This is a genomic window from Crossiella sp. SN42, from assembly GCF_023897065.1.
In the GTDB taxonomy this organism is placed as follows: Bacteria; Actinomycetota; Actinomycetes; order Mycobacteriales; family Pseudonocardiaceae; genus Crossiella.
Genome location: NZ_JAMHIV010000033.1, coordinates 70188 through 95353, shown reverse-complemented (window position 1 = coordinate 95353; position 25166 = coordinate 70188). Strand labels below are relative to the sequence as shown.

The following is a 25166-nucleotide window of genomic DNA, read 5'->3' as shown; positions in this document are numbered from 1 at the left end:
AGCTCGTCATCGTCGGCGCGGGACTCGGCGGCCTCGCCCTGGCCCGATTCCTGCTCCGCGCCGATATCGAGGTATCCGTCCACGAACGTGACGAGGCCCTGGAACAACGGTCACAGGGCGCGCGAATCCACCTCGACGAACGCGGACTCGGCGCATTGCACGCCTGCCTGTCCGCCCCCGAAAGCGAGTTCCTGGACGCGACTCTCGGACAGCCCGACGAGTACGTCACCGTCCTCGACCACACCGACCTCGAAATCGTGAAACGCCGCGAATCCAACGGCCGAGAAGGTAGGCCGGACGCGATTCGGCCGGGCGCGTCGGCAAGCCGCCGCATCGTGCGACGCCTGCTCGCCCACGGCGTGCCCGAGGCGATCCGATTCGGTTCGGCGTTGACCGGCTACACCGAGCACGCGGCCAGAGTCACCGCCCAGTTCGCCGACGGCACGGTGACCGAAGCCGACCTTCTTGTCGGGGCGGACGGAATCGGCTCCGCGGTCGAGGACAGCGAACTGCGACTGGTGCAGGCGAAGACACCGATCACGCCCGAGCTGATCGCCACCGGTCTGATGGACCGGATCGAAGGCAGTTTCACCCTGACCGCGATCGGCGGCGTGCAGGCCATCATCGGCGCGGTCCGTTTCGGCGAACAACCCGCTGCCGCCGCGGCCCGGCTCCTCCCCGGTTTTGATCCGGGCGACCAGCACGACTACGTCATGTGGGGACTGTTGCTGCGCCGCCACCAGCTCGGCGACCTCGCCGACGACTTCACCCGCCGGTCATCGGCGAGCCTGGCCGACCACCTCAGGACCGTCACCGCGACCGCGCATCCCGTGTTCGGCATCCTGCTGGACCAGGCATTCCCCGACCAGTTCTTCGGCCTGGCCATGGGCACCGCCCGCGAGGTCCCCGCCTGGACACCGAGCCGGGTCACCCTGCTCGGCGACGCCATCCACGCGATGCTGCCCACCAGGGCGTCAGGGGCCAACTCCGCGCTCCAGGACGCGCGCAGGCTCGCCGAGGCGATTCATTCCGTGCACACCGGCGGCCGGACTTGGGAGCACGCGATCGGCGACTACGAGAACCTGCTCCGGCGGGACGGATTCCAGGCGGTGCGGGCTTCGCTGAACGGTGTCCGCGAACTCGATGAAGACCTCAGCGACGCCGTGGCATCAGTCGGCCGATCGGTAAGCTGACCCGATGACAACCCGGGAACGGCAACGCCGAGGCCCCATTCGCCGAGAACAGATCGCGGCCGCGGCCCTGACCGTTCTGCTCGACAGCGGCTACGCGGGCACCTCGATCCGAGCCATCGCCAAAGAGGCCGGCTGCTCCCTGGAAACGCTGTACCGGCACTTCGAGAACAAGGAAGCCCTGTTCCTCGAACTGGTCAACTCCCTCCGGCGGCGCATTGTCGAACCCTTGCGCCAAGCCGCCGCCGCACCCCTGACCGGCCGCGATCTGAAAGAGGTGCTCACCCACGCCGGCACCCTGCTTTACGACGTGCTCACCAGTGCCGAGGGCCTGAAGATGCAACGCCTGACCTTCGCCGAATCAGGCCGGTTCCCCGAGCTGGGCCGACTTGTCTACGACGAGGGGATCAGCCACTTCGACGACGCCGTCGCCGCCATCCTCAGCGACGCCGCCAAGCGCGGGCTGCTGGAATGCCCAGACCCACACGAGGCAGCCCGCATGTTCAGCGGCATGATCCTGTTCGATCCCCGGGAAAGACTGCTCCTGGGCATCGAACAACCGCCCTCGCGCGGCGACCGGGCCGAGTACGTGGAAAAGGTCGTCACGTTTTTCCTCAGGGGCGCCGCCCGCGCGGGTTGACCAGGATACGTCCAGACCTCAGCGGTTGCCGCCTCCCGGGGATCCTCCTCGCACCACCGTGATCGTTTTTCAAGACCCGGCCTCAATGTGCGCAGTGGAGTGAGCGAGCACACCGCGCTAGGCAAGCATGAGGGGATCGCCCACGGCGATGTGCCCTGGGGTGAGGACGCGGGCCAGCGCGTCGAGACGATTGTCATGCGCGGCGGCGATTTTCTTGAGCACCAGGGAGGAATGCGGCAGGTCAGGCTGGGCCTCGTTGACCATGACACAGCGTTCGCTGGAACGGACGAACTCGATCCGTGCTCCTTCGCCGATCACAGCGGTCTTGCCGAGCCAGTCGTCCTCGACGAAGGGCACGGTATCCGGCGGAGTGCGCACCAGGATGTTCGGCCGGAACCGGCGCTCGTCGACAGGTACGCCAGGCAGGGCCCGCCGGATCCAGTCAAGGGTCGCCGTGGTCAGCACGCTCAGCGGCAACTGATCGAAGTGCGACACCTCGCCCTCGGGTGCCAACGCCACATCGTCACGGCGAAGATAGGCCCGCAGATACGCATCGCTGTCGGCCACCGGCTGTCCAGCCGTGTCAAGCAGTTGCGGCTCACCGAGCCCGTTCGGATATCGGGAACCAAGCCGAAGCAGCCCTGGCATACGACGGAACCGGCGGGTGTTCTTCCCGGACCCGAACTTGCCGGCGGCGTCTCGCACCGCCCACAGCCGATCACCCGCCAAACCTCGCGACTCGACCGCCACCTGATCCAGCCGCTCCCCGCCAGTGGACTTGATCGGGTAACGCCACAGGCGCTCAACCACTCCCAGCACCACCGCACCCTATCCAGGCGAGACCCACCCACCCACGTGGCCACCACGCACGCCAGCACCCCGGATCGCGATGTCAGGGCGCTCGACCAGCACCGAGAACCTCGGTGCGGTGAGGCCAGACGATCACCGGCTACCACCACGGCGGCCCCACTGGAGCATGGTCGCGGGTGTGGCGGTGGTGAACTTGGCGGTGTCGAAGACGATGAGCGTCTCGTATCGGCGGATGTTGTCATCGTCCTTGAACAGTTCGTCGGCGATGTTCTTGCAGGCGTTGACGGAGGGCGCCGCGAGGACGGCGACGTAGTCCCAGCGCCCGGCGACGGCGTAGCACTGCTGGACCTCGCCGCGCTTGGTGACGCGTTCCTTGAAGGCGCGGTGGTGCTCGCGCGACTCGGTCACCAGTGTGATGAGGACGATGGACCGGACGATCTCGTGGGAGTGGTCGGGCTCGAGGATGCTCACGGTCCGGATGAGGTGGCGCTTCTTGTACCTGGCGATCCGCCGTTGCACCGCGCTCGGCGTCAACCCGACCTGGTCGCCCAGGTCCCGCAACGTCCGGTCGGCTTGTTGCTGGAGCAGGTCGAGGAGCCGTACATCGATCTCATCCATGCAAAATTGTTGCGTCTGACTGCAAAATCGTCAATCGCGATGATCACGCTCCCGAATAGCGTCGAGCACCATGACGAACGCAGTAGTGCCGGCCAGGGACATCGGGGTGCCGACGAGCCCCAGGGCACGTCTGGTGCCGGGCGTTTCGCTGGCCCTGGGCGCCGCGTTGGCGATGGGCAGCGGAGCACCGGCGTTGAAGGCGTTGGCCTCGACAGAGCTGTCGGCGGTGAACGTGGTCCAGGCCCGCACGATCGTCAGTGCTGTCGTCCTGATGGCCGTCGCCTTGGTGCTGCGCCGAGGCCGTATGAGGGTGGCCCGGCGCCACTGGTGGCTGGTCGGCGCGTACGGCGTGGTCAGCCTGGCCGTCAACCAACTGGTGTTCACGATGTCGCTGTCCCGGCTCCCGGTCGGGATGGCGCTGCTGCTGGAGTACTTGGCCCCGGTCCTGGTCGCACTGTGGGTGCGGTTCGTGCAACGCAAGGCCGTCTCCGGCCTGGTGTGGCTCGGCATCGCGGGCACCCTGGCCGGCCTCAGCCTGGTCGGCCGGGTGTGGGAGGGGAACGCGCTGGATGGGGTCGGCTTCGGGCTGGGGGTGCTCGCGGCGGCCACGATGGCAGCTCGCTTCGTGCTGGCCGAGCAGGGCCTTCGCCGACATGACCCGCTGGTGCTGGCGGCGTGGGGGGCGATGGTCAGCGCCGGCGTGCTGGCGCTGACCGGATCCGTCGCGCCGTTCCCGCTGGCCGAGCTGGCGCGCGAGGTCGACCTGAACGGGACCAGGGTGCCGATGACGCTGCTGGTGCTGTGGGTCGGACTCGTCGGAACCGCTGCCGGCGCGCTGCTCGCGATCGCCGCCCAGCGATGGCTCGCCCCGACCACGGCCAGCCTGGTGCTGACCCTGGAGGTCGTCGTGGGCGCCGCGGCCGCCTACGTGGCCCTCGGGGAGGCGCCGACCGGCGTTCAGCTCGTGGGTGGCGTGGTGATGCTCGCCGGCGTCGCACTGGCACAGATCGCGATCGCGCTCGCATCGGCGGGCGAGGGTGTGTCCAGCCATCGCGAGACGACATAGTCAGGTACGTCGGTACGCTCAATGCCGGCGGTTTTCGAAGAACGTACCGCGACGAAAGGATTCCGATGGAGAAGCGGCTCGTGCTGGAGGCCGGTTGGGTGTTGCCGATGGACGCGAAACTCGACGTGATCCGGAATGGCGCGGTGGCGATCGAGGGAAACCAGATCGTCGAAGTGGGTCCGGCCGGCGATGTCACCGGGGACGAGATCCGGCGGTTTCCCCGGCACGTTCTGCTGCCCGGGATCGTGAACGCGCACACGCATGTCGCCGGCGCGATCTTCCGCGGGCAGCTGGAGGACCGGCCCAACAATTTCTACGGTTACGCGATGCCGATGGAGCAACACATGGATGCCGACGCCATCCACGTGCTCAGTCGACTGGGGATCGCCGAATTGCTGCTGTCCGGCTGCACGACGATGAACGATATGTTCCATCACGCCGCTGAAACGGCCCGCGCGGCGGCCGAAGCCGGCATCCGGGCGCAGATCGCCCACAAGACCTACGACGTCGACCTGCCCGGTATCGGGCGAGGCCGGCGGGACTATTCACCGGACAGAGGCGTGCGCAAGCTCGGCCAGAACGTCGAGCTGTACGAGAAGTGGAACGGCGCCGCCGACGGCCGGATTGAGGTCAGGTTCGGTGCGCACGCCGCCGACACCTGCTCTCCGGGCCTGCATCGAAAAATTGTCACCGAGGCGAGGGCGCGAGGTGCCGGTATCCACACCCACGTCGCGCAGGGCCGGTCGGAACACGAATACCTGCGTGACCGCTACGGCCAGAGCTCGGTGCGATTCCTCGAAGACAACGGCGTTCTCGGCCAGTCGACGGTTGCCGTCCACCTGCTGTACGCCGACACCGGCGACATCGAGATATTGCGGCGCACTGAAACACCGGCCGCCCATTGCCCGGGAAATGTCATAAAGTCGTCTGGAATGCTCGGTCCTATGAGTGAGGTTTATGCCGCCGGGCTCCGCGTCGGCTGGGGCACGGACTGGGTCACCATGGATCCCTGGGACGCGATGCGCGCCGGGATTGTAGGCCTGCGGCTGCAAACCAACGACCCTCTCGCCCTGAGTGCCCGCGAAGCGCTGCGGCGTTTTACCTCAGGAAGCGCCGATGCTCTCGGCCTGGCAGACCGCGTCGGATCACTCGAGCCGGGTAAGAGGGCCGACCTGATTCTTGTCGACATCGACCAGCCGCACCTGGCACCGCTGGACGACCCATTCGGTGTCCTGGTCTACAACGCCAGCGGCCGGGACGTCACCCACGTCATGGTCGACGGTGCTCTCTTGGTCGCCGACCGCCGACTCGCGTATGCCGACACCTCCGAGCTCATCCGCGACGCCGAAGTCGCCGCCACGCGCGTCTGGGCTGCTGGCCGGGTCCCCTAAAAGCAGCAGCAACAACTGTCGCCGTGCTCGCCGGGATTCGTCGGGCCCGGCCGGCAGTTCGCACCGGTCCGACGGGAGGCTGACGAGTGAGCACGGTGTTGGTGATCGGAGCAGGTGATCTGGGTGAGCGGCTCGCGGCCGGACTCGCCGCCCACCCCGGAGTGCGCAGGCTGCTGCTGGCCGGTCGATCCGGCCCGCAGGTGGCAGACGCGGTGACCACCGTGCTCAGCAGCCACGACTGCCTGGTGGAGCCGGTCCGGCTTGATGCCCTCCGGGTCGAGGACGTCGCGTCGCTGCTGGCCACTTCCCGGCCCGACCTGGTTGTGCAGTGCGCCTCCCGGCGCAGTCCGTGGGAGCTGGTGGGCCGGGACGACCCGGTTGCCCGGGCGGTGGCGGCCGCCGGTATCGCGCTGCGTCTGCCCTACCAACTCGCGGTGCCACACGCCGTCATGCGTGCCGCGCGGGAGGCTGGGTTCCCGGGGCCCATCGCCAACCTGTCCCTGCCCGACGTGACCGGCCCGATTCTGGCCGCGCTGGACCTCGCACCCACGATCGGCCTGGGCAACGCGGGCGTGGTTCTGCTGCGTGCCAGAGCCGCGTGGCGGGCCGCCCATCCGGACGCCGCGAACACGCCGCTGATCCGGGTGGTCGGTCACCACGCACAGGTGTTCGACGTGATGCGGGCCGACCCTCCCGCGGATCCCGCCCGCCGTTGCCGGATCTACCTCGACGAGCCAGGACATCGAGATGACGATCTCGCCTACCAGGCCCCTGGGTTGGCCCCCGGACCGCGCTACAACCACGTCACGGCCGCGGCCGCACTACCCGTGCTCACCGCGCTGCTGCCCGACGCGCCGCCGCTGCGCTGGTCCGCGCCTGCCCCGCACGGCCTGCCCGGCGGATACCCGGTGCGCATCCACGACCAGGCCGTCTCGCTCGACCTCCCGGAAGGCGTCACAGCCGAGGATGCGATTGCGTTCAACCAGCGGATGAGCACCGGCGACGGCATCGACCACATCGACGACGACGGCACCGTGCACTTCACCCCGACCTGCCAGGAGGCGGTCGCCGACATCGCCGCCGACATCGCCGAACCGCTCCCGATCGCCGACCTCGCCGCTCGGGCCGCCCGGCTGGACGACCTGCTCCAGAGCTGATGCCGGTGGATCGCCGCGCGGCATCGGTTCCGCCGGCTCTGCCCCCGCTCACCTGCCGACTGCTCCGTCGATCCGCTCGCGCAGGATGTCGGCGTGGCCCGCGTGGCTGCGGTCCCGGTGGCCGCAGCCTTGGCGGCCAGTTCCGGCACCGATGTCCACCACCGGGCGGCCGTGGCCGGATGGACTCGTGCCGCTCCCCGTCCGGCTTGCCCCGGCCGGACGGCGTCCACGATGACGGCCCGGCTCACGTGTGCCCTCCGAGCAGCCGGCTGGCGTTGCCGTCCGGTACCGCGCCGGTTCGATGCCGGCGTGCCGCGCCAGCGGGGCGGCGAAGGCACGCAGGTAGCTCTCCCAGGACTCGAGGTCGAAGTAGATCCCACACATGTCCGTGACCGGCGGGTTCGTCGGGTCTGTCATCTCTCCTCCGAGCGGGGTTGCGTTTCCGGGATCTCGTGGAGCATCATGATCGCCGTACGATAATAAACGTTCATTCACTAGAGAGGCTCCGTGGTGGCCAAGGCGATGCCGCCCGGCTGGCCGGCCCCCGAACGGAAGGCTGATCACCGGCTGAAGATCCGCGACTGGACGCCCGAGACGTGGCAGCAGGTCCTCTCGACCAACCTGAGCGGCCCGTTCTTCCTCGCTCAGGCAGCAGCCGACCACCTCGCCGGGTCCGGGCACGGCGCCATCGTCAACGTCTGCTCGACGGCTGTCATCGGGTTCTTCGGGCAGATCGCCTACGACGCGTCCAAGGGCGGCCTGCTCACGCTGACCCGCTCGCTGGCCGTCGAACTGGGCCGCGAGGGGATCTGCGCGAACTCGGTCTGCCCGGGGTTCGTCGACACCGGACTGGTCGGCGCGGCGGCCCTCACCTCGATCGCGCACAAGCAGGTGTCCACCCAGCCGGTGCCGCGGCTGGGGCTGCCCGCGGACGTGGCCGAGGCCGTCACCTACCTCGCAGGCGACCGGGCGGCCTACGTCACCGGCCAGTCGCTGTTCGTCGACGGCGGCTGGGTCCGGAACTAGGGAAACAGGAGCTGACACGTGCTTTCCGACACCCCGCGCATGATCGTCCACCGCGACGTGGCGATGCCGATGCGGGACGGCGTCCTGCTTCGCGGCGACCTCTGGCGCGAGGACGGCGACGCGCCGCGGCCGGTGCTGTTGCGGCGGCTGCCGTACAACAAGGCCACTGCCATGCCCAACAGCGACTGGTTCCGCACCACCGACGCGGTCGCCGCCGGCTACACCGTCGTCGTGCAGGACACGCGGGGCCGCTACGCCTCCGACGGCGACTGGACGCCGGTCATGTGGGGCCAGGAGGCCGAGGACACCTACGACACCGTCGAGTGGCTGGCCGCCCAGGAGTGGTGCGACGGCAACGTCGGCATGATCGGCGGCTCCTACCTCGGCATCGTGCAGTGGCTGGGGGCCGCGCTGCGCCCGCCGCACCTGAAGGCGATCGCCCCCGCCATCGCCGCCGGCGGTCAGCTGCAGCGGCAGGCCGACGGTGGGGCGCTGCCGCTGGTCCAGCTCGTGTCCTGGCTTGCCTACATGACGCTGGAATGGCTCATGACCAGGCAGGTCAAGGGCGAGGAGGTGGACCCCGCGGTCCTGGCCAGCGTCGCCGCCGTCGCCGCGGAACCGAGCCTGGCCACCCACCACCTGCCGCTGCGCGAGATGCCCGGCCTGACCGCGGGCGCGCTCGTCGACCTCCAGGACGTCCTGACCGGCCGGTTCACCGAGACGGCCGAGATCTCCTTCGCCGAGATCGCCGTGCCGAGCCTGTCGCTGGCCGGGTGGTTCGACATCTACTGCGACGCGGGCGTGCGCGGTTTCGCCCAGCTCACCGGCGAGCACCGGCTGATCGTCGGACCATGGGCGCACGCCGCGCACGTCCCGGCCGAGCAGGGCGACCTGAACTTCGGGATGCGTGCCGAGGGCGCGGTGGCCGGGCTGACCGAGAAGCAACTCGCCTTCTTCGACCGCCACCTGAGGGGCGCCGAGGCGGACCTGCCGCCGGTCGAGTACTTCCTGATGGGGGCGAACGAATGGCGCACCGCGGGCCAGTGGCCGCCTGCCGGTGTCGTCACCCGCGACTTCGCGCTCACCAGCGACGGCGATGCCAGGACCCTGGACGGCGACGGCCGGCTGGCCGGCCCCGGCGCGGCCGGTGCGGACCGGTACGACGAGTACGTCTACGACCCGGCCGATCCCGTGCCCACCCACGGCGGCCGGGTGGTGCTGGGCAACGAGGTGACCGGTCCCCGCGACGTGTCGTTCCTGGAACGCCGCGAGGACGTGCTCTGCTACACCTCGGCGCCGCTGGAGCGGCCGCTGGACGTCGTCGGTCCCGTGGTCGCCGACCTGCTGGTCTCCTCCTCCGCGGTGGACACCGACTTCGTGGCCCGCCTCAGCGAGGTGCTGCCCGACGGCCGCTCGATCGCCGTCGTCGACGGCATCCTCCGCGCCCGTCATCGCGACGGCCTCGACCGCGAGGTGCCGCTCGAGCCCGGTGTGCCGACCCGGCTTCGGGTCGACTGCGGGGAGACGGCGTGGCGCTTCCAGCCCGGCAACCGCCTGCGGCTGGCCGTCACCAGCAGCAACTTCCCCCGCTTCGACCGCAACATGAACACCGGCAACCCGGTCGGCGCCGACACCACCGGCAAGGTCGCCACCCAGCGCGTCCACCACGATTCCGTGCTGCGGCTCTCGGTCCTGCCAGGGGAGCCGGCGTGACCGGCAGGCGCTGCGCCGGGCCACCATGCCCACCCGTCCCACCAACGACATCCAGGAGCGCACCGGCATGACCTCGATCCGCAAGCGGGTCAACCCGTCCCAGCTGTCCGCCGCGAAGGTCGACGGCTTCGTCGCACCCGGTTTCGAGCGGGTCCGCGAGGTCTTCGCGGAGAACTTCGACGAGCGCATGGAGGTGGGCGCCGCGTTCGCCGCCTACCTCGACGGCAAGCCCGTGGTCGACCTCTGGGGCGGCATCGCCGAGGCCGGGACCGGCGCCGAGTGGCAGCGCGACACGATCGCCACCATCGACTCGTGCACCAAGTCGCTCACCGCGATCTGCGGGCTGATGCTGGTCGAGCAGAAGCTGCTCGACCTCGACGTGCCCGTCGTCGAGTACTGGCCCGAGTTCGCCGCCGAGGGCAAGGCCGACCTGCCCGTCTCGCTGCTGTTCAGCCACCAGGCAGGGCTGCCCGCCATCGACCGCTGGCTCACCCTGGAGGACTGCGAGGCGTGGCACCCCATCGTCGAGGCACTCGCCGCGCAGCGTCCACTGTGGACACCGGGCACGGCGCACGGCTACCACGGCCTCACCATCGGCTGGCTGATCGGCGAACTCATCCGGCGCGTCTGCGGTCTGACCCCGGGGCAGTACCTCGCACAGCACCTGGTTCCCCGGCTGGGCCTGGACATGTGGATCGGACTGCCAGCGGAGCACGAGGGCAGGGTCGCCCCGGTCCACCGGATCGATCTCGACACCCCGGACGCCCTGGTCACCGACTACGGCGACGAGGACTACAACCGGTTCTTCCACGAGCTTTCCGCGCTGTACCTGGATCCGGAGTTCCTGGCGATGTACGCCGACCCGGCCAAGCGGGACCCGTCGTGGTTCCAGCGCGAGCACACCATCGGGCAGCGGACGATGGGACCGGTGGAGATCGGCGAGGACATGAACTCGCCGAGGTATCACGCCATGGAGGTACCGGCCGCCAACGGCATCGCCGACGCGCGGTCGTTGGCGCGCCTGTACGCGGCGCTGATCGGCGAGGTGGACGGCCACCGAATCCTGACGCCGGAGACGGTCGCGCGGGCCAGCACGCCACATGCGGTCGGGCCGGACAAGGTCGTGCTCGGGAAGACGGCCTGGGGACTCGGGTTCGCCGTCGCCGGCGGCATCTTCTTCGACGCGCCAACGGAAACGGCTTTCGGTCACCCGGGCGCCAACGGCACCATCGCCTTCGCCGACCCCGCCGCCGGGCTGGCCGCCGGTTACATCCGCAACCACATGGCGCACAAGGTCAAGGACGACCGGTCCGCGCCCCTGGTCGAGGCGCTGTACGCGTGCGCCCGTGAGGCCGGCTGAGGCCATGGGCTCCTCCGTCATCCCGCCGGCCGCCGAGTGCGTCGTGCCCGCCCTGCTGGACCGGTGGGCGAGCACCTGCCCCGACCGGGTGTTCGCGATCTTCGACGACGACGGCGTGAGGTGGACCTACCGCGACACGTGGACCGTGGCCAGGCGAGCCGCGGCCGGCCTGCGCCGGCTCGGCGTCGAGCAGGACGACCCGGTGCTCGTCTGGCTGCCCAACGGACCGGACGTGCTGGCGGCCTGGTTCGGCGCCAACCTCCTCGGGGCGGTGTACGTGCCGATGAACCTGGCGCACAAGGGCGGACTCCTGCGACACGTGGTGGCCACCTCGGGGGCGCGGGTGGCCGTCGTGCACTCCGACCTGGTGGACCGGCTGCGGGCGGTCGAGACACCGGGCCTGGACACAGTCGTGGTGGTGGGTGAGGTGCCGGCCGGACCAGCGCCGTGGACGGTCGTCGGGGCGGAGGTGCTGGCAGGTGACCCGGCCGGCCTGACGCCGCCGGCCCGCCCGGTCCAGCCGTGGGACATCCAGGCCATCATGTACACCTCGGGGACCACCGGCCCGTCCAAAGGGGTGCGTTGCCCCCACCTGCACGCCCACAGCACGGCCATGGCCGTGCTGGCCGGCCGCCTCGACGAGCATGACCGGTACCTGGTCAACACGCCGTTGTTCCACAGCGCCGCGACGCTCGCCGTCAACGGGGCGCTGGCGCTCGGCGCGTCGATCGCCGTGAGCCGGGGCTTCGGCACCACGGAGTTCTGGCAGGTCGTGCGGCGGACCGGCGCCACCGCCTGCACCCTGCTCGGTGCGGCCATCTCGTTCCTGGCCAAGCAGTCGCCCCGCGTCGACGACGTCGACAACCCGCTGAGACACGTGCTGGCCGTGCCACTGACAGCCGATGCCATCGCCTTCGCCAAGCGCTTCGACGTCCAGGTGCTGACCGTCTACAACATGACCGAGACGTCGAACCCGCTGGTGTCCGAACCCAACCCGACCGCGGTCGGCAGCTGCGGCAGGCCACGCCCCGGCGTCGAGGTCCGGCTCGTGGACGAACACGACCGCGAGGTCGACGTCGGCGAGGTCGGGGAGTTGATCGTCCGCGCCGATCTCCCGTGGTCGATGAACGCCGGCTACCACGCGATGCCCGAGGCCACTGCGCACGCCTGGCGGAACGGCTGGTTCCACACCGGGGACCTGTTCCGGCGCGACGCCGAGGGCGACTTCTTCTTCGTCGACCGCGCGAAGGACGCCATCCGCCGCAGAGGGGAGAACATCTCCTCCTTCGAGGTGGAGGCCGAACTCCTCACCCACCCGGCGATCCACGAAGCGGCGGCGGTCGGCATCCCCAGCGAGCACAGCGAGGAGGAGGTGCTGGCCGTCATCGCGCTGGCCGACGGCCACCGGCTCGAACCGGCGGAGCTGATCGAGCACCTGCGCTCCCGCATGGCGCACTTCATGATCCCCCGGTACGTGCGCTACCTGACCGAACTGCCCAAGACACCCTCGGGCAAGGTGGAGAAGCACAGGCTCCGGAGCGCCGGTGTCACGGCCGGCACCTGGGACCGCGAGGCCGCCGACATCCTGGTACGCCGGGACCGAATCGGGTGACGGTACCGTTATGAACGTACATTCACCGGCTATCGCATCAGGAGACGAGTCAGTGGCTGAGCACCCGCCCGTGCCGGAGACGAGCGAGAGCCCGGCCAAGCGCCGCATCGAGGAAGCGGCGCTGAAGCTCTTCGCCGCCCACGGCTACCGGGGCACGCCGGTCAAGGAGATCATGCTGGCCTGCGGCGTGACCCCCGGCGCGCTGTACAACCACTTCCCCTCCAAGGACGACCTGCTGCACGCCATCCTGACCAGGTACGGCAACGAGTTCAGCACCATGGTCGCCGAGGCCGAGGAAGCCGGCGACCGGGACGACCCCGCCCAGCGACTCTTCAACGTCATCGCGGCCATGACCCGGTTCGCACTCGTCAACCCCGAGGCCACCAAGGTCGCCAACGTCGACTACGTGGAACTGAGCGAGAAGCACCTCGCGAAGGAGATCGAGTTCCGGCGCGCGAACCGGCGACGCATCGAGAAGATCATCGAAGCGGGCGTGACCAGCGGACAGTTCGTCGCACCGGCCTACGACGGCGTCAACGAGACAAAACTGGTGGCGACCGCGATGGCCAACGTCGCCATCCGGCTGTCCGAGGCCGCAGGCCCACACCCGGGCGCGGACATCGACGGCCTGGCGCGGTTCCACGCACAGCTGGCACTGCAGATGGTCGCCCAGCAGGGATGCTAGGCGAACAGCCGCGCGACAAGTTCGCCGCGGCTGGAGACCTCAGCCTTGCCGAAGACGCTCTTGAGGTGGTCACGGATGGTGTGCGGCGAGAGGAACAGCGCCGCGGCGATCTCGGTGGTGCTCAGGCCACGGGCCACGAGTCGGGCGACCTCGAGTTCTCGCGGTGTCATGCCGTATGCCTGGGCGAGGATGGTCGCGAGGTCGCCAGCGGCAGCGGGCTCGATGACCACCGCCACCGCTCCCGGCCGCCGGTCAGGGCCGAGCAGGCATGAGGCGTGGCAGGTCAGCCACACCCCGTCAACCGTGCGGATGCGCGTGCGGGCGCTGCCGCGATCGCGGCAGCGCGCGATGGCTCGGGCCTGTAGTGCCGCGCTGATCACCCAGATGGGCAGTCTCAGCCCCAGCGCCGACGGATAGGACGGGCCGTCCGGCAGCAGGGCCAGATACCGCCGCGCCTCCTCGTTGATCGACGTGGCCTCGCCGTGCTCGTCGAAGAGCAAGAGCCCGGGTGCGGCCGCGGCCGTGTCGCCGTCCGATCCGGATGGTCGGGCGAACCGGCGCAGCCTGCTCGCGAGCGGTCCGGACAGGCCCGCGAGCAAGGCGATCTCCTCCGCGCCGAACTCGGTGCTTCCCCGCATGCGGAAAAGGCTGACCACACCCCAGGGCCGAGCGCCGATCCGGAGCACGGCGCGCAGCTCGTCGTCGACGCCGTGGTCACCGAGCAAGCGGCGGAACCGCGCGCTGCGCGCGGGCAGACCGCCGGTGGCCGCGCGCAGCGCCGCCGCCGGAACGACCGCGCGTGTGAGGTCCCGGAACGGGAGGACGTTCTCCTCCAGGAGCTCGCTCGCCCAGTAGGCGGCGCAGCCTGCACCGGAGCCGAGGTTCTCCACCAGCATGGGCGCGGTGACCAGGCCGGTCTCCGGATCCGTTGCGGTCCACACGGCGGCGTGGAACGGGACGAGCCGCCGCAGCCTGTTCGAGGCGAGGGTGAACAGTTCCAGCGCGTCGCGGGCGCGCTCGGCGGCCGAGACGACTTCGGCGTGCTGACGCTGGTCTGTCACCAGGCCTCCTCCTTGGTCTGTGCGTGGGCGACGCTGCCTGATCCCTGGTTCAGCGCCAATCCCTTGTTTGAGGGGGTGTGCCCGGCCGATCCGCCGCAGGCGGGGGATGGGGTTCGGCTCCGGTCACGGTGAGGCTCGAAGCCCCGGAACCGCACGAAGGGAAGACATGGACATCGCAATCGTCGGGGCGGGCGCTGCCGCGGTCGCGCTGCTGGACGCGTTGGCGGCCACCGCCGCGGGACCTGGCGGCATCACCGTGTTCGAGCCGTCCGCGCACCTGTGGCGGGGCCGCCCGTACGGGCCGGACCTGGACAGCGTGCTGGTCAACGCCCCGCCCGCGCTCATGTCGATCCGGCACGCGGACTCCGGGCACTACGCGGCCTGGCTGGGCGAGCGCGGGGCGGCCCACGTCGATGAACTGCTGGGCCAGCCGCTTGTGCCCCGCGCGCGGTACGGCGACTACCTCGCGCACACCGCAGAGACGGCGTTGACCACGCTTCGCGAGCGCGGATGGCGCGTGCGCGTGCTCGCGCAGCGGGTCACCGCGATGGCCCGCTCCGGAGACCGGCTCGTGCTGTCCACACAGGACGGTGGACGGCACGAGGCTGACCGTGCGGCGGTGTGCGTGGGCGTGGGAAAGCCGCACGACCTCTACGGCCTCGGTCACGCCGACGGTTTTGTGGCCGACCCGTACCCGCTCGCCCACGCTCTCCACCGGATCCCGCCCGAGAGCGCGGTGGCGGTCATCGGCAGCGGTCTGACGGCGGTCGACGTCGTCGTCTCCCTCGCCGCGCACGGCCACTCGGGGCCCATCACCCTGGTGTCGCGCACTGGTCTGCTGCCGCACGTCTGGCAACGGCCGCTGGAGCACCGGCCGCGGCAGGTGACGGCCGAGCGCGTGGCGGCACTGCACCGCAGGCACGGCGCGGTCACGCTGCACGACCTCATCGGGCTGCTGCGCGCTGAACTGTCGGCGGCGGGGGAGGATCTCGAGGACCTGATCGCGGATCTGGTGGCGGCCAAGGCCGAACAGCCCGCCCAGCGGTTGCGGCGGCAGTTGGCCGCCGTGGACGACCTCGCGCTCGGCCGCCGCGTCCTCCAAGAGACCGCACACACCGTCGGCCCCTACGCGTGGCGGCTGCTGCCCGAGCGCGACCGCGGGTGGTTGCGGCGGCATCTCCGCCTGGCGACCAGCCTGGCCTCGCCCATGGTGCCGGTCAACGCGTCGGTCCTGATGCGGCTGCTGGACACCGGACAGCTCAGTGTGATCGCGGGCGTCCGCGGGATAGCGGCGGCGCGGGGGCACTTCCGGGTGCGCGGCGACACCGCTGTGCCGATCGCGCACGCCGTCGTCAACGCGGTGAACCCACCGCCGCATGCCGTGCCGCAGGCGGCCGAGTCGCTGGTGACCTCGCTGCTGGCGGCCGGCCTGGCCCAGCCGCATCCCGCGGGCGGGCTGGTCCCCGCCGATCCGCGCCTGCGGGTCATCGGGGACCTCGCAGGCGGTGGTCCGTACCTCACCGCTGGCATCCCGGGCATCGCCGCCCAGGGCGCCCGGGCGGCGACCATGGCGGGGACCGGCTGAGGACAACGGTCAACCACGAGCCGTGCGGCGTTCCCGCAGCGCGGAGCCGAGCGCGCGCAGGGCAGGCACCGCGGCCGCCAAGGCGGTCCGCTGGTCGGGAGCCATCGTGGCGATCCCGTCCGCGACGATGCCCGCCCAGGCGTCCTCGATCAACGCCATGCCGTGCTCGGCGTCCCGGGTGGGATACAGCCGCACGGCGCGGCGGTCACGCGGATCGGTCTCGCGGCGGAGGAGGCCGAGCGCGACCAGTCCGCGCACCACCGCGCTGACGTTGCTGGAATGCAAGCCCAGTTCCTGGGCCAGCATTCGCGTCCCCGTGCCGGGCGTGTCGAGCACGTACCGCAGCACCTCCAGCTCCGAGGGAGCCAGCGACGGCAGCCCGGCCTCGTTCACCCCGCGAAAACGCAGCACCCGCGCGAGCGCGTAGAGCGCCGGGGTCAACTCTCGGGCCTCACGCTTCAGGACCTCGCGGTCGGTCGCGGAATCGGTCTTGCGCATACCCGAGCATAGCAGTAGATATAGATATATACTTGTACCTATCTCGTACGAGGAGCCACCTTGGCCACGCCCGCCTCCCCGCCGGCCGCACTGACCGCGACACTGGCCTTGCTGTCGTTCGTGGTACCGCTGTCCACCGACATGTACCTGCCGGGCTTTCCCGTGATCGCCCACGAGCTGGGCACGGACGCCGCGGGTGTCCAACTCACCCTCACCGCGTTCCTCATCGGCCTGGCGGCAGGCCAGCTGGTGCTGGGCCCGCTCTCCGACCGCTACGGACGACGCAGGCCGATCCTGCTCGGCGCGGGCATCTGCACCCTGGCCACCGCGCTGTGCGCCGTCGCCCCCTCGATCGAGGTGCTGCTCGGCCTGCGGTTCGTCACGGGATTCACCGGCGCCGCCGGGGTGGTCATCGGCCGTGCCGTGGTCACCGACATCGCCACCGGCGCCGCCGCCGCGCGGCTCTTCGGCCTGCTGATGGGACTGGGCGGCATTGCCCCCATCGTGGCGCCCATCGCCGGTGGGCTCGTGGTCGAGGGCGCGGGCGGTTGGCGCGCGGTGTTCTGGGTGCTCGCGGGCACCTCAGCGCTGATGTTCCTGGCCGCGCTGTGGTGGGTGCCCGAGACCCTCCCCGCCGATCGCCGCCGGACCGACGGCGACGGCAGCACTCTGCGGGCTGTCGGCTCCGTCCTCGCCGACCGCTCCTACCTCGGCTACACCTTCGCCTTCTGCCTGGCCACCGCTGCCCTGTTCTGCTACATCGCCGCTTCGCCGTTCCTCCTGCAGAACGTGCTCGGCTTCAGCGTCAACGTCGCGTCCACGGTCTTCTCGATCGGCGCGCTCACCGCCACCGCCTCCACCCTGATCACCAGCCGCCTGGTCGGCCGCTACCACCCACGACTGCTGCTGCGGGCCGGGCTGGCCATCCTGCTGGCGGCCAGCGCCACCGCTCTGCTGATCACCGTCACCGGGCAGCTCACCCGGGTGTGGGTCCTGGGCCTCGTCGGCGTCGGCTTCATCGGACTCGGCCAGGTCTTCGCCACCGCCACCGGGCTGGCTCTCGAGCGCGTGCCCCATGCGGCCGGAACCGGATCGGCCCTGCTGGGCACACTGCAGAACGTCCTCGGCGCGGCTGTCGCTCCCCTCATGGGCATCGCGGGCGAACACACCGCCGTGCCCCTGTTCGCCGGCATGACCCTGTGCACCCTGCTCGCCGTGTTCGCACTGCTGCTGACGAAAGAGGACACCGCGGAACCGAAGTCCGAACCAGCGGGCTTGGCCGCGGATCACTCGTAGCGCGGCCCTGCGGCGCGTTCGGACTCGCCGCCACCAGTTAGCAACTTCGGTTGACTAACCCGAGTTAGTCAACTACGGTTGCTTACATGCTCGATGAGGTTCCCGTGCCCCCAGGGGCGCGGGGACGGGCTGGCGGGTATCGATCAGGGTGACCTCAGGGCGCGCGTGTCGCGTGCGCTATGGCACGACCGACGTCCTGCACGACGTGACTTTCCAGGTGCGCCAAGGTGAGCTGGTGGCGCTGCTGGGGCCGAACGGAGTGGCGGACGCGGGAGCTGCTCGCGCATCTGGGTTCGTGCTACGCCTGCTACTCCACCGAGCGGATCACACGGCCGTGGGCCGCCGACGAACTCGTCGCGGCGGTCGGCTTGACCGAGCAATGGGGACACAAAAATGCGACGGGTAATTTCTGTACTCACCACGCTGGCGGTGGCAGCTGGGCTGCTGACCGGGACCGCGGTCGCCGACGCCGACGGTTTGGCTCGCTTTTACCAGCAGGACGTCGAGTGGGCGGCCTGCGGGGATGCCGCACTGGACCAGGCAGGCGCCCAGTGTGCCGGGATCACCGTGCCGTTGGACTACGCAATGCCGCAGGGGCGCACGATCCAGGTGGCGATCTCACGGCTCAAGGCGACTGACACCGGGAACCGACGCGGGATCATGCTCTCCAACCCCGGCGGTCCCGGCGGCGCGGGCCTGCAGTTCATGCTGCACATCAAAGGGGCGATGACGGCCGAGGTCTCCTCGCGCTACGACCTGATCGGGATGGATCCGAGGGGCATCGGGCGGAGTGCGCCGATCGACTGCGCGTGGCCCATCGGACACATGCTCTGGTCGGCCGGGCCGGACCGGGCCTCCTTCGACGAGGCGGTACGGACGCAGGCCGATCTCGCCCAGCGGTGCGCGCGGCAGGAAGGCGACCGGATCGCCCACATCACCACCCGCAACACCGCGCGGGACCTGGACGTCATCCGTGGCGCCCTGGGCGAGGCGAAGATGTCCTACCTCGGCTACTCCTACGGCACCTACCTCGGCGCGGTCTTCACCCAGCTGTTCCCGCACCGCAGCGACCGGATCGTGCTGGACAGCGCGATCGACCCGACCGCGTACATGATCGGGTCGATCAGGAACAGCGCGCCGCTCAACGAAGCCGCGCTCGAGGAGTGGGCGAGCTGGACCGCGGCCCGCGACCACGAATACCACCTCGGCGCCACCGGAGCGCAGGTGCGGGCCCTGGTCGAGGGCCTGATCAGGCAGGCGGCCAGGTCGCCGATCCGCATCGGCGACCACCTCCTCGACGAACGTTTCCTGCCCATGACGCTGTTCACGCTGCTCTTCGATGCCCGCTACAACGCGCACCTGTCCCAACGGGTGCGGCAGATCGCTGACGCGGCCACGGGCAAGCCGGTCCAGCCGAGCAAGGACCTCGACGACGAGCTGCGCTTCATGCTGCGGGGCCAGCCGCAGGACCTGTCCAGCCAGGCGGCCGTGATCTGCGGCGACGCCGCCGTGCCACGAGATCCGGAATGGTACTGGCGCAACATCCAGCGCAGCCGAGCCGATCAGCCGGTGTTCGGGCCGTACGCGAACAACATCACGGCGTGCGCGTTCTGGCCATCGCCCCGTGAACCACGGACAACCGTGCGCAACAACGTCCCCGCCCTCATCCTGCAGGCCACCCGCGACACCCGCACCGTCTACCAGGAAGGGGTGAACCTGCACCGGGCGATGCCCGCTTCCCGCCTGGTCACCCTCCAGGATGTGCGGATGCACGGCATTTTCGGCCGGCTGCCCAACGCCTGCGTGCAGAACGCGGTGAACACCTACTTCCGCGACGGCGCCCTGCCCGGCACCGACCTCACCTGCCACGCGGACTGAGTGGACGGCGAGGGCCTTGACGTCGCACTTGCCGCCGGGCGGGAGCCCAACGCAGGTCAGGCCGGGCCCGCGCCGTTGACGAAGGCGCGGTAGCGGCGGTGGGCGCCCGCCAACTCCTGGTGACTGCCCACCGCCACCACCCGGCCCTCGTCCAGCAGCACCACCTGCTCCGCCCCGGCCACCGTGGAGAACCGGTGGGCGGCGACCAGCACCGCGCACTCCCTGGCCACCTCTTCGATGGTCCGGCGCAGGACCGCCTCGTTCTCGGTGTCCAGCTGGGAACTGGGCTCGTCCAGCAGGAGCAGGCTGGGCCGGGTCAGCAGGGCCCTGGCGAGTGCGACGCGCTGACGTTCCCCACCGGAGAGCCTGGTCCCGTGTTCACCGACCTCGGTGTCCAGGCCGCGGGGCAGGCGGGTCACCAGCTCGGTCAGTCCGGCCAGTTCCACCACCCGGCGCAGGTCCCCGGCACTGCTCTCCGGTGCGGCGTAGGTCAGGTTCTCCCGCAGGGTTCCGTGCAGCAGCGGGTGGTGCTGTTCCAGCAGCGCGGTCCGCGAACCGTTGTGCCGCACCAGGATCCGGCCGCGATCGGGCCGGTGCAGGCGGGCGGCGAGGGCGAACACGGTGGACTTGCCCGCGCCGGACGGGCCGACCAGCGCCACCAGGCCGTGCCGGGGAACCTGGAAGGACACCCCGCGCAGGGCAGGACGGTCGCCGGTGTAGCCGAACCAGACCTGCTGGAACTCCAGTGCCGGCAAGGGATTCGGTGGTTCGCCCGGTGCCGGGCGGGCGCTGGCCGGTCGGTCGACGCCCGGGTCGCGGGGCAGCGCGCGGGCCTCGTTGATCCGTTGCAGCGCGCCGGTGGACTCCTGGATCACTCCGGCCGCCTCGAAGATCGCGTTGACCGGTCCGATCAGGTAGGTCAGGTAGAGCAGGAACGCGACCAGTTCGCCGATCGAGCCGGCGCCGTCGACCACCCGGACCGCGCCGATCACCAGCACCGCCAGCAGGGAGCCGTTGACCGCGAGGTCGCCCGCCGGTCCGGCCGCGGCCCGCAGCCGAGCCATCCGCAGCCCGGCGCGGTAGGCGAGGCGGGCGTGACCGGCCAGGCGCTCGGTCTCCCGCTGTTCGGCCCGGCTGACCCGCACCGTGCGGATCGCGGTGAGCGCGCGTTCCAGGTCCGCGCCGAGCAGGCCGGTGGAGCGCTGGGCCAGCAGCGCGGCCGTGCGGATCCGGCGCAGCACCAGCAGGACCACCACCGCCGAGGCGGTCACGGTCGCCGCCACCACCAGGAACAGCACGCCGTCCAGCCAGATCATCGCCGCCACGGCTGCGCACAGGCCGACCGCGCCGGTCACCGCGCCGGCCACCCCGTCGGCCACGGCCGGTCGCAACATCGCCGCGTCCGCACCCACCCGGGAGAGCAGGTCACCGACCCGGTGCCGGTCGTAGACGGGCATGGCCAGCCGCAGTACCCGATCCACCAGGCCGAGCCGCACGTCGAGCACGACACCCTCGCCGACCCGCGCGAGCAGGTAGTGCGCCGCCGCCCGGAGCACCGCCTGTCCGAGGAACAACGCCACCAGCAGGCCGAAACCGCCCAGTTCAGCCGGCGCCCGGTCGATCAACTGGCGCACCACCAGCGGCTGGGCCAGCGCCAGCGCGGACCCGATCAGCGTCAACCCGACCGCCAGCGCCAGCCACCGCCGCTGTCCCCGCAGCAGCCGGAACACATCACGCAGCCGGGCGCGGTCTGGTTCGGGCATGGGTCACGACACCGTGAAGAACGTGCGGAAGTAGTCCGCCGGGTAGTCCTCGCCGACCGGCACGCCCTGCACGGCGACCCAGGCGTGCGCCCCGAACGGCGGCAGCGTGCGCACCCCGACGCACCACTCCGGCCACCGCCCGGCCAAGCGGCAGAGCAGCACCACGGCCAGCGATCTGGGCAGGCAGCCCTCGCGGACCGCGCAGACCAGACTGGCCGCGACCACGCTCTGCCGGGCGGCCAGCGCCTCGTCGAAGGTGGCCGGCCGCGCGCCGGTGCGCAACACCCGGAGCACCGCACGGATCCGCCGGGGCCGCGCCCTGGCCAGCAGCCGGGCGACCGGCACAACGGCCCAGACCAGCAGCCGCCGGGGCAGCGGCACCTCGCGCGGGTGGTACGGAACGGCTTCGGGCATGGTCATGACAGGTCCTCCGCTTCTGCTCAGCGCGCGATCAACCTGGCCGCCACCAGGGCTTGGACTAGCTCGTCCACGTCCCTGGTGGCCGCGGCGAGGTCGACGGCGTAGTCCTCGCTCAGCACCGCGGCCGCGCCCTCGGGGGTGCCACCGGCCAGCAGCGTGCGCAACACGGTCGTGGCGGTCGGGTTCAGCTCCCAGTACTCCCCGCTGTCCTCGTCGAGCAGCACCGTTCCGTACTCGGTCTCCGCGTCGAGCACGCCGGCGCGCAGTCTGATCGCCATCTCCGGTCCTTTCAGTCGTGGCCGGGCCGCGGTTCGAGCGCGCGCAGCCACAGCTCGCACGACAGCGCGGGATTGAGCGCGGCGATCTCCTCGGCGACCGACACCGGCCGGTGCAGGGCCTCGCGGAGCGCGCCGGCGTCGATGAGGCCGAGCCTGCCGAGCCGGGAGTCCTCGAACAGCTCCAGCACGGCCGCGCGGTGTTCCCGGAGTCCCTGGTAGGCGTCGTGGGAGCCGTCCGCCTTGGTCGTCCTGGTCAGGCTGGCCGCAGGCACGATGCCGCGCATCGCCTCGGCGATCAACGGCTTGTACCGCCACGGCGTGATCCGGTCCGCCGGGCGGACGGCCAGGCCCGCGGTCAGCACGCGGTCGTCGTAGTAGGGCGCGGCCAGGGTGACGCCGATCCGGGCGGCCATCTGCCCCAGTTGCCGGATGACCCTGGACACCGCGCGGATCCCCTCCAGCTCGGCGTGCTGACCGTGTCCCGCCGCGAGGGGCTCCGCGGTGCGCGCGGCCTCGCGGATCAGGTCGCGGACCGCGCCGACCGCGTCCCGGGTGGCCCAGGACGGCAACCTGGGCTGGCGGCCCCAGCTCAGACCGGGTGAGTCCGCGGGCGGCGGCGGGCCGGTGAGCCGGTCGGCGGCCTCGGCCAGCCACGCGCGGTAGGGCCGTCGGTCCAGCAGCTGCCGCGCGGTGTCGCGGTAGGACCACCGGTTCAGCGCCACGTAACCGCGCAACCGGCTCAGCGCGAGCAGCGGGTCGGTGCGCGACAACCCGTGCAGGTGGGCCGGTGAGCCGGCCAGCACCTCGTCCCCGCCGAAGCCGGCGAAGTGCCGCCGCGAGCCGCGGCGGGCGGCGGCACGGGCGATGGTCAGCCACCGGTTGCGGTCCACGGCGGTGCGGCAGGGCTCGTCGAAGGGATCGGTCAGCTCGTGCAGCGAGTCATAGCCCAGGGGCAGTTCGCCGGCGGGGATGACGTGGTGCTCGATGTCGGTGTCCAGTGCGGAAACCGTGCGCCGTGCCCAGTCCGCGTCGTCACCGAGCGGGTCCCGGTCGGTGGTGGTGTAGGCGACCACGGTGCCGGGGCCGTGCGCGGCCAGGCAGCACAGCGCGGTGGAGTCCACTCCGCCGAGATCGGCGCTGACCAAGGTGTCGTTGCGCAGCCGCCCGGTCACCGCCGCGCTGAGCGCGGCCCGCAGCTCGGCCGCGCCGGCGCGCATCGGCAGCACCGGCTCCGGCGGGGTCCACCACCGCCGGGTCCTGGCCCGGCCGTGCTCATCGAGCAGCAGGTCGCAGCCTGTGTCCACAATGGACACTCCGGTCCAGACCGGTTGCCCGGCAAGGGGGTACAGCCCGAACGGGCCGAGCAGGTGCAGCGCGAGACGGTTTTCGTCCACGCCGGCCTCCAGCAGACCGGCCAGCACGTCCGCGCGGTCGGAGGCGATCGCGACTCCACCGACGACGGCGCGGTAGACCGGGCGCAGCGAGCTGATCGTGCCCCGCACCCGGACCCGCCCGTTGACCGAGGCGATCAGGTGGAAACTGCCGACCATGGACCCGGCCAGCCGGTCGAGGTCGGCGAGGGTGCGCGTCCGGTCCGCGATCCGCTGGAGTTCGCCGGGATCGACGGCGTGGTCGCCGAACACCGCGAGCGCGGTGTCGCCGGCGTAGGCGAGGACCGCGTCCTCGGCCCAGCGCCCCAGTAGCCAGGGCCGTCCCGAGGGATGGCACCGTCGCTGCTTCGCCTGCCCCAGCAACGCGTGGTCGATCGGCGTGGCGCTGTCGCAGTCCGGCAGCGCGACCAGCCAGGCGTCGAGATCATCCAGCTCGAGTGCCATGTGCCCGTCCTTCTGTGTCGCGGCGCCCGGGTGGCGGTGGGGGGTGTGGACTTCACCGCCACCCGGGCTGTGGACCGTCGGTCACGGCCTCTTCGGCAGAACCAGGATGTGCTCCGGCCCGCCGGTCACACCGAGACCGGTCTTCCTGGTGAACGAGCCGGCCCCGGTCAGGGTCGGACGCTCGTATGCACGTCGCTTGCCACGCATTGCGATACACCTCCTTTCCATGTCCATTCCCACGAACAGGCGATCCACTGCGACGAACTCTCGTCGCACTTGTTCGCGGAGGACCTTTCCGAAATCGAAGGCCGGTCGACAGTCCTCAGATCTGATGACGCGAACATCCACTCGCGCGGCGCATTGGCATGGCTACCCTAACAACCGCTGAAGATCGACCTGCCACGCCAGCCGCACCAGATCCCGGGGCGCGTTTATCGCGTATTTGTTGCGAATTCGCCGAAGATAGGTCTCGACGGTGGCCACGCTGACTCCCATCTGGCGCGCCGTCGCGGCATGGGTCAGCCCCGCGGCGATGTGCCGCACCACCTGCGCCTCCCTGGGGGCGAGGCGGGGCTTCAGCACCGCCGTGGCACTGTCCCTGAGCAGGTCGGCGACCGACCTGGCCACGTAGAGCTGGCCACGCCAGACGCCCAGCACGGCTTCCCGCAGCACCTGGCCACTGGCGTCGGTGGTGAGGTAGCCGTGCGCGCCTGAGTCGGCCAGCAGCAACGTGGCGAGCAGGGTGGGCGAGTCGGCCAGCAGCACCAGCCGGGACCGCCCGGCGAGATGGTGAATTCTCCGCAATGCCGCCAGGCTGTCCCGTGAATAAATACCGCACACGATGACGTCGTATTGCGCCACGTCGTCAGGTTCGGGGACATCGGCCAAGGACCGCACGCAGTGAATCTCCGGCATCCCGCGAAGCAACTGGGGCACGCCGTGCCGGATTACCGGCCGCTCGTCCAACACCGCGATGACAAGACCACCCGAGTGAACCGATTTCACACTTTCGGCCACCTTTCCTGAGGGGACCCGCAACGATCGTTGCTTGATCAGTGCCCAGGCTGTCGATCGTTGTGGGCCCCCCGTTACGGCAGAGCCGGGAGCTCGATTGATCTTCACGCGTTCGGGTCACCGCGGCGACGGAGTCCACTGGCTCGCGCGCCGGCCGGTGTGGCTGCCGGTGGACGGGGGATTGACCAGGATTGTCCTGGCTGGTCAACGCCGCCTTCCTGGTCAACTCCCGCACAGCTACACCTGGTCAGGAAGCCCGCTCCCACGGGC

24 protein-coding genes and 1 pseudogene are annotated in these 25166 nt (G+C 70.8%); 14 read left to right on the top strand and 11 right to left on the bottom strand.

Going from position 1 to position 25166, the window contains the following annotated elements:
* Positions 1-8: 8 nt before the first annotated feature.
* Together M8C13_RS33785 and M8C13_RS33780 are read left to right on the top strand one after the other, a co-directional pair.
* Complete coding sequence (locus M8C13_RS33785; protein ID WP_308202886.1) at positions 9-1193, top strand: FAD-dependent monooxygenase; 1185 nt, start codon at positions 9-11, stop codon at positions 1191-1193.
* A 4-nt stretch (positions 1194-1197) separates the two neighbouring features.
* Positions 1198-1830 (top strand): TetR/AcrR family transcriptional regulator, encoded by a 633-nt coding sequence (locus M8C13_RS33780; protein WP_252484835.1) that lies wholly within the window; start codon positions 1198-1200, stop codon positions 1828-1830.
* Positions 1831-1947: 117 nt separating this feature from the next.
* On the opposite strand, the gene M8C13_RS33775 is transcribed toward M8C13_RS33780, so the two are convergent.
* Both M8C13_RS33775 and M8C13_RS33770 read right to left on the bottom strand, forming a co-directional pair.
* On the bottom strand, positions 1948-2649 hold the full coding sequence (locus M8C13_RS33775; RefSeq protein WP_252484834.1) for an MOSC domain-containing protein: 702 nt from the start codon (positions 2647-2649) through the stop codon (positions 1948-1950).
* 123 nt (positions 2650-2772) lie between these two features.
* Positions 2773-3258 carry an Lrp/AsnC family transcriptional regulator gene (locus M8C13_RS33770; RefSeq protein ID WP_252484833.1) on the bottom strand — a complete coding sequence of 162 codons (486 nt, stop codon included), beginning with the start codon at positions 3256-3258 and terminating at the stop codon, positions 2773-2775.
* Positions 3259-3328: 70 nt separating this feature from the next.
* On the opposite strand from M8C13_RS33770, the gene M8C13_RS33765 reads away from it, so the two are divergent.
* From M8C13_RS33765 to M8C13_RS33755, 3 genes are all read left to right on the top strand, one after another.
* Positions 3329-4324, top strand: a complete 996-nt coding sequence (locus tag M8C13_RS33765) for a DMT family transporter (protein WP_252484832.1) — start codon at positions 3329-3331, stop codon at positions 4322-4324.
* A 65-nt stretch (positions 4325-4389) separates the two neighbouring features.
* A complete protein-coding gene (locus M8C13_RS33760) occupies positions 4390-5715 on the top strand; it encodes an amidohydrolase family protein (protein WP_252484831.1) in 1326 nt (441 codons plus the stop codon).
* A gap of 86 nt (positions 5716-5801) precedes the next feature.
* Positions 5802-6872 carry a KR domain-containing protein gene (locus M8C13_RS33755; RefSeq protein ID WP_252484830.1) on the top strand — a complete coding sequence of 357 codons (1071 nt, stop codon included), beginning with the start codon at positions 5802-5804 and terminating at the stop codon, positions 6870-6872.
* Positions 6873-6920: 48 nt separating this feature from the next.
* Here M8C13_RS33755 and M8C13_RS33750 read toward each other — a convergent pair whose 3' ends face one another.
* On the bottom strand, positions 6921-7289 hold the full coding sequence (locus M8C13_RS33750) for a DinB family protein (protein ID WP_252484829.1): 369 nt from the start codon (positions 7287-7289) through the stop codon (positions 6921-6923).
* Between the two features lie 90 nt (positions 7290-7379).
* On the opposite strand from M8C13_RS33750, the gene M8C13_RS33745 reads away from it, so the two are divergent.
* From M8C13_RS33745 to M8C13_RS33725, 5 genes are read left to right on the top strand one after another with little or no spacing between them, the layout of a single operon-like run.
* Positions 7380-7898, top strand: a complete 519-nt coding sequence (locus M8C13_RS33745) for an SDR family NAD(P)-dependent oxidoreductase (protein ID WP_252484828.1) — start codon at positions 7380-7382, stop codon at positions 7896-7898.
* An 18-nt stretch (positions 7899-7916) separates the two neighbouring features.
* Entirely contained in the window at positions 7917-9611 is a 1695-nt protein-coding gene (locus tag M8C13_RS33740) for a CocE/NonD family hydrolase (RefSeq protein WP_252484827.1), read from the top strand.
* 25 nt (positions 9612-9636) lie between these two features.
* The gene (locus M8C13_RS33735; RefSeq protein WP_252484826.1) at positions 9637-10971 is read left to right on the top strand and encodes a serine hydrolase; all 1335 of its coding nucleotides are present in this window, start codon (positions 9637-9639) and stop codon (positions 10969-10971) included.
* 4 nt (positions 10972-10975) lie between these two features.
* On the top strand, positions 10976-12583 hold the full coding sequence (locus M8C13_RS33730) for an AMP-binding protein (RefSeq protein WP_252484825.1): 1608 nt from the start codon (positions 10976-10978) through the stop codon (positions 12581-12583).
* 52 nt (positions 12584-12635) lie between these two features.
* Positions 12636-13268, top strand: coding sequence for a TetR/AcrR family transcriptional regulator (locus tag M8C13_RS33725; RefSeq protein WP_252484824.1), 633 nt, complete (start codon positions 12636-12638; stop codon positions 13266-13268).
* On the opposite strand, the gene M8C13_RS33720 is transcribed toward M8C13_RS33725, so the two are convergent.
* Positions 13265-14329: a helix-turn-helix transcriptional regulator gene (locus M8C13_RS33720; RefSeq protein WP_252484823.1), complete on the bottom strand. Its 1065-nt coding sequence runs from the start codon at positions 14327-14329 to the stop codon at positions 13265-13267. The genes M8C13_RS33725 and M8C13_RS33720 overlap by 4 nt on opposite strands.
* A gap of 166 nt (positions 14330-14495) precedes the next feature.
* On the opposite strand from M8C13_RS33720, the gene M8C13_RS33715 reads away from it, so the two are divergent.
* Complete coding sequence (locus tag M8C13_RS33715) at positions 14496-15914, top strand: FAD/NAD(P)-binding protein (protein WP_252484822.1); 1419 nt, start codon at positions 14496-14498, stop codon at positions 15912-15914.
* 9 nt (positions 15915-15923) lie between these two features.
* Here M8C13_RS33715 and M8C13_RS33710 read toward each other — a convergent pair whose 3' ends face one another.
* Positions 15924-16412, bottom strand: coding sequence for a MarR family winged helix-turn-helix transcriptional regulator (locus M8C13_RS33710; protein ID WP_252484821.1), 489 nt, complete (start codon positions 16410-16412; stop codon positions 15924-15926).
* A gap of 60 nt (positions 16413-16472) precedes the next feature.
* Here M8C13_RS33710 and M8C13_RS33705 point away from each other — a divergent pair, with 60 nt between their 5' ends.
* From M8C13_RS33705 to M8C13_RS33695, 3 genes and pseudogenes are all read left to right on the top strand, one after another.
* Positions 16473-17708, top strand: a complete 1236-nt coding sequence (locus tag M8C13_RS33705; RefSeq protein ID WP_252484820.1) for a multidrug effflux MFS transporter — start codon at positions 16473-16475, stop codon at positions 17706-17708.
* A 148-nt stretch (positions 17709-17856) separates the two neighbouring features.
* A pseudogene (locus M8C13_RS33700) lies at positions 17857-18085 on the top strand (ABC transporter ATP-binding protein); the annotation flags it as partial.
* A 16-nt stretch (positions 18086-18101) separates the two neighbouring features.
* On the top strand, positions 18102-19586 hold the full coding sequence (locus M8C13_RS33695; protein ID WP_252484819.1) for an alpha/beta hydrolase: 1485 nt from the start codon (positions 18102-18104) through the stop codon (positions 19584-19586).
* A 56-nt stretch (positions 19587-19642) separates the two neighbouring features.
* Here the strand turns inward: M8C13_RS33695 and M8C13_RS33690 are convergent, their stop codons facing one another.
* From M8C13_RS33690 to M8C13_RS33670, 6 genes are all read right to left on the bottom strand, one after another.
* On the bottom strand, positions 19643-21349 hold the full coding sequence (locus M8C13_RS33690; protein ID WP_252484818.1) for an ABC transporter ATP-binding protein: 1707 nt from the start codon (positions 21347-21349) through the stop codon (positions 19643-19645).
* 3 nt (positions 21350-21352) lie between these two features.
* Complete coding sequence (locus M8C13_RS33685; RefSeq protein ID WP_252484817.1) at positions 21353-21769, bottom strand: lasso peptide biosynthesis B2 protein; 417 nt, start codon at positions 21767-21769, stop codon at positions 21353-21355.
* 20 nt (positions 21770-21789) lie between these two features.
* Entirely contained in the window at positions 21790-22047 is a 258-nt protein-coding gene (locus M8C13_RS33680) for a lasso peptide biosynthesis PqqD family chaperone (RefSeq protein WP_252484816.1), read from the bottom strand.
* Positions 22048-22058: 11 nt separating this feature from the next.
* Positions 22059-23882: an asparagine synthase-related protein gene (locus tag M8C13_RS33675; RefSeq protein WP_252484815.1), complete on the bottom strand. Its 1824-nt coding sequence runs from the start codon at positions 23880-23882 to the stop codon at positions 22059-22061.
* 81 nt (positions 23883-23963) lie between these two features.
* On the bottom strand, positions 23964-24089 hold the full coding sequence (locus M8C13_RS45880; protein WP_374213242.1) for a keywimysin-related RiPP: 126 nt from the start codon (positions 24087-24089) through the stop codon (positions 23964-23966).
* Positions 24090-24251: 162 nt separating this feature from the next.
* Positions 24252-24899 carry a response regulator transcription factor gene (locus tag M8C13_RS33670; protein ID WP_252484814.1) on the bottom strand — a complete coding sequence of 216 codons (648 nt, stop codon included), beginning with the start codon at positions 24897-24899 and terminating at the stop codon, positions 24252-24254.
* Positions 24900-25166 lie beyond the last annotated feature (267 nt).

Coding starts and splice junctions, on each gene's coding strand:
- M8C13_RS33710 (WP_252484821.1), bottom strand. CDS start 16,412: ATGCGCAAGACCGATTCCGCGACCGACCGCGAGGTCCTGAAGCGTGAG.
- M8C13_RS33760 (WP_252484831.1), top strand. CDS start 4,390: ATGGAGAAGCGGCTCGTGCTGGAGGCCGGTTGGGTGTTGCCGATGGAC.
- M8C13_RS33715 (WP_252484822.1), top strand. CDS start 14,496: ATGGACATCGCAATCGTCGGGGCGGGCGCTGCCGCGGTCGCGCTGCTG.
- M8C13_RS33690 (WP_252484818.1), bottom strand. CDS start 21,349: ATGCCCGAACCAGACCGCGCCCGGCTGCGTGATGTGTTCCGGCTGCTG.
- M8C13_RS33765 (WP_252484832.1), top strand. CDS start 3,329: ATGACGAACGCAGTAGTGCCGGCCAGGGACATCGGGGTGCCGACGAGC.
- M8C13_RS33770 (WP_252484833.1), bottom strand. CDS start 3,258: ATGGATGAGATCGATGTACGGCTCCTCGACCTGCTCCAGCAACAAGCC.
- M8C13_RS33750 (WP_252484829.1), bottom strand. CDS start 7,289: ATGACAGACCCGACGAACCCGCCGGTCACGGACATGTGTGGGATCTAC.
- M8C13_RS33735 (WP_252484826.1), top strand. CDS start 9,637: ATGCCCACCCGTCCCACCAACGACATCCAGGAGCGCACCGGCATGACC.
- M8C13_RS33695 (WP_252484819.1), top strand. CDS start 18,102: ATGCGACGGGTAATTTCTGTACTCACCACGCTGGCGGTGGCAGCTGGG.
- M8C13_RS45880 (WP_374213242.1), bottom strand. CDS start 24,089: ATGCGTGGCAAGCGACGTGCATACGAGCGTCCGACCCTGACCGGGGCC.
- M8C13_RS33685 (WP_252484817.1), bottom strand. CDS start 21,769: ATGACCATGCCCGAAGCCGTTCCGTACCACCCGCGCGAGGTGCCGCTG.
- M8C13_RS33675 (WP_252484815.1), bottom strand. CDS start 23,882: ATGGCACTCGAGCTGGATGATCTCGACGCCTGGCTGGTCGCGCTGCCG.
- M8C13_RS33780 (WP_252484835.1), top strand. CDS start 1,198: ATGACAACCCGGGAACGGCAACGCCGAGGCCCCATTCGCCGAGAACAG.
- M8C13_RS33730 (WP_252484825.1), top strand. CDS start 10,976: ATGGGCTCCTCCGTCATCCCGCCGGCCGCCGAGTGCGTCGTGCCCGCC.
- M8C13_RS33680 (WP_252484816.1), bottom strand. CDS start 22,047: ATGGCGATCAGACTGCGCGCCGGCGTGCTCGACGCGGAGACCGAGTAC.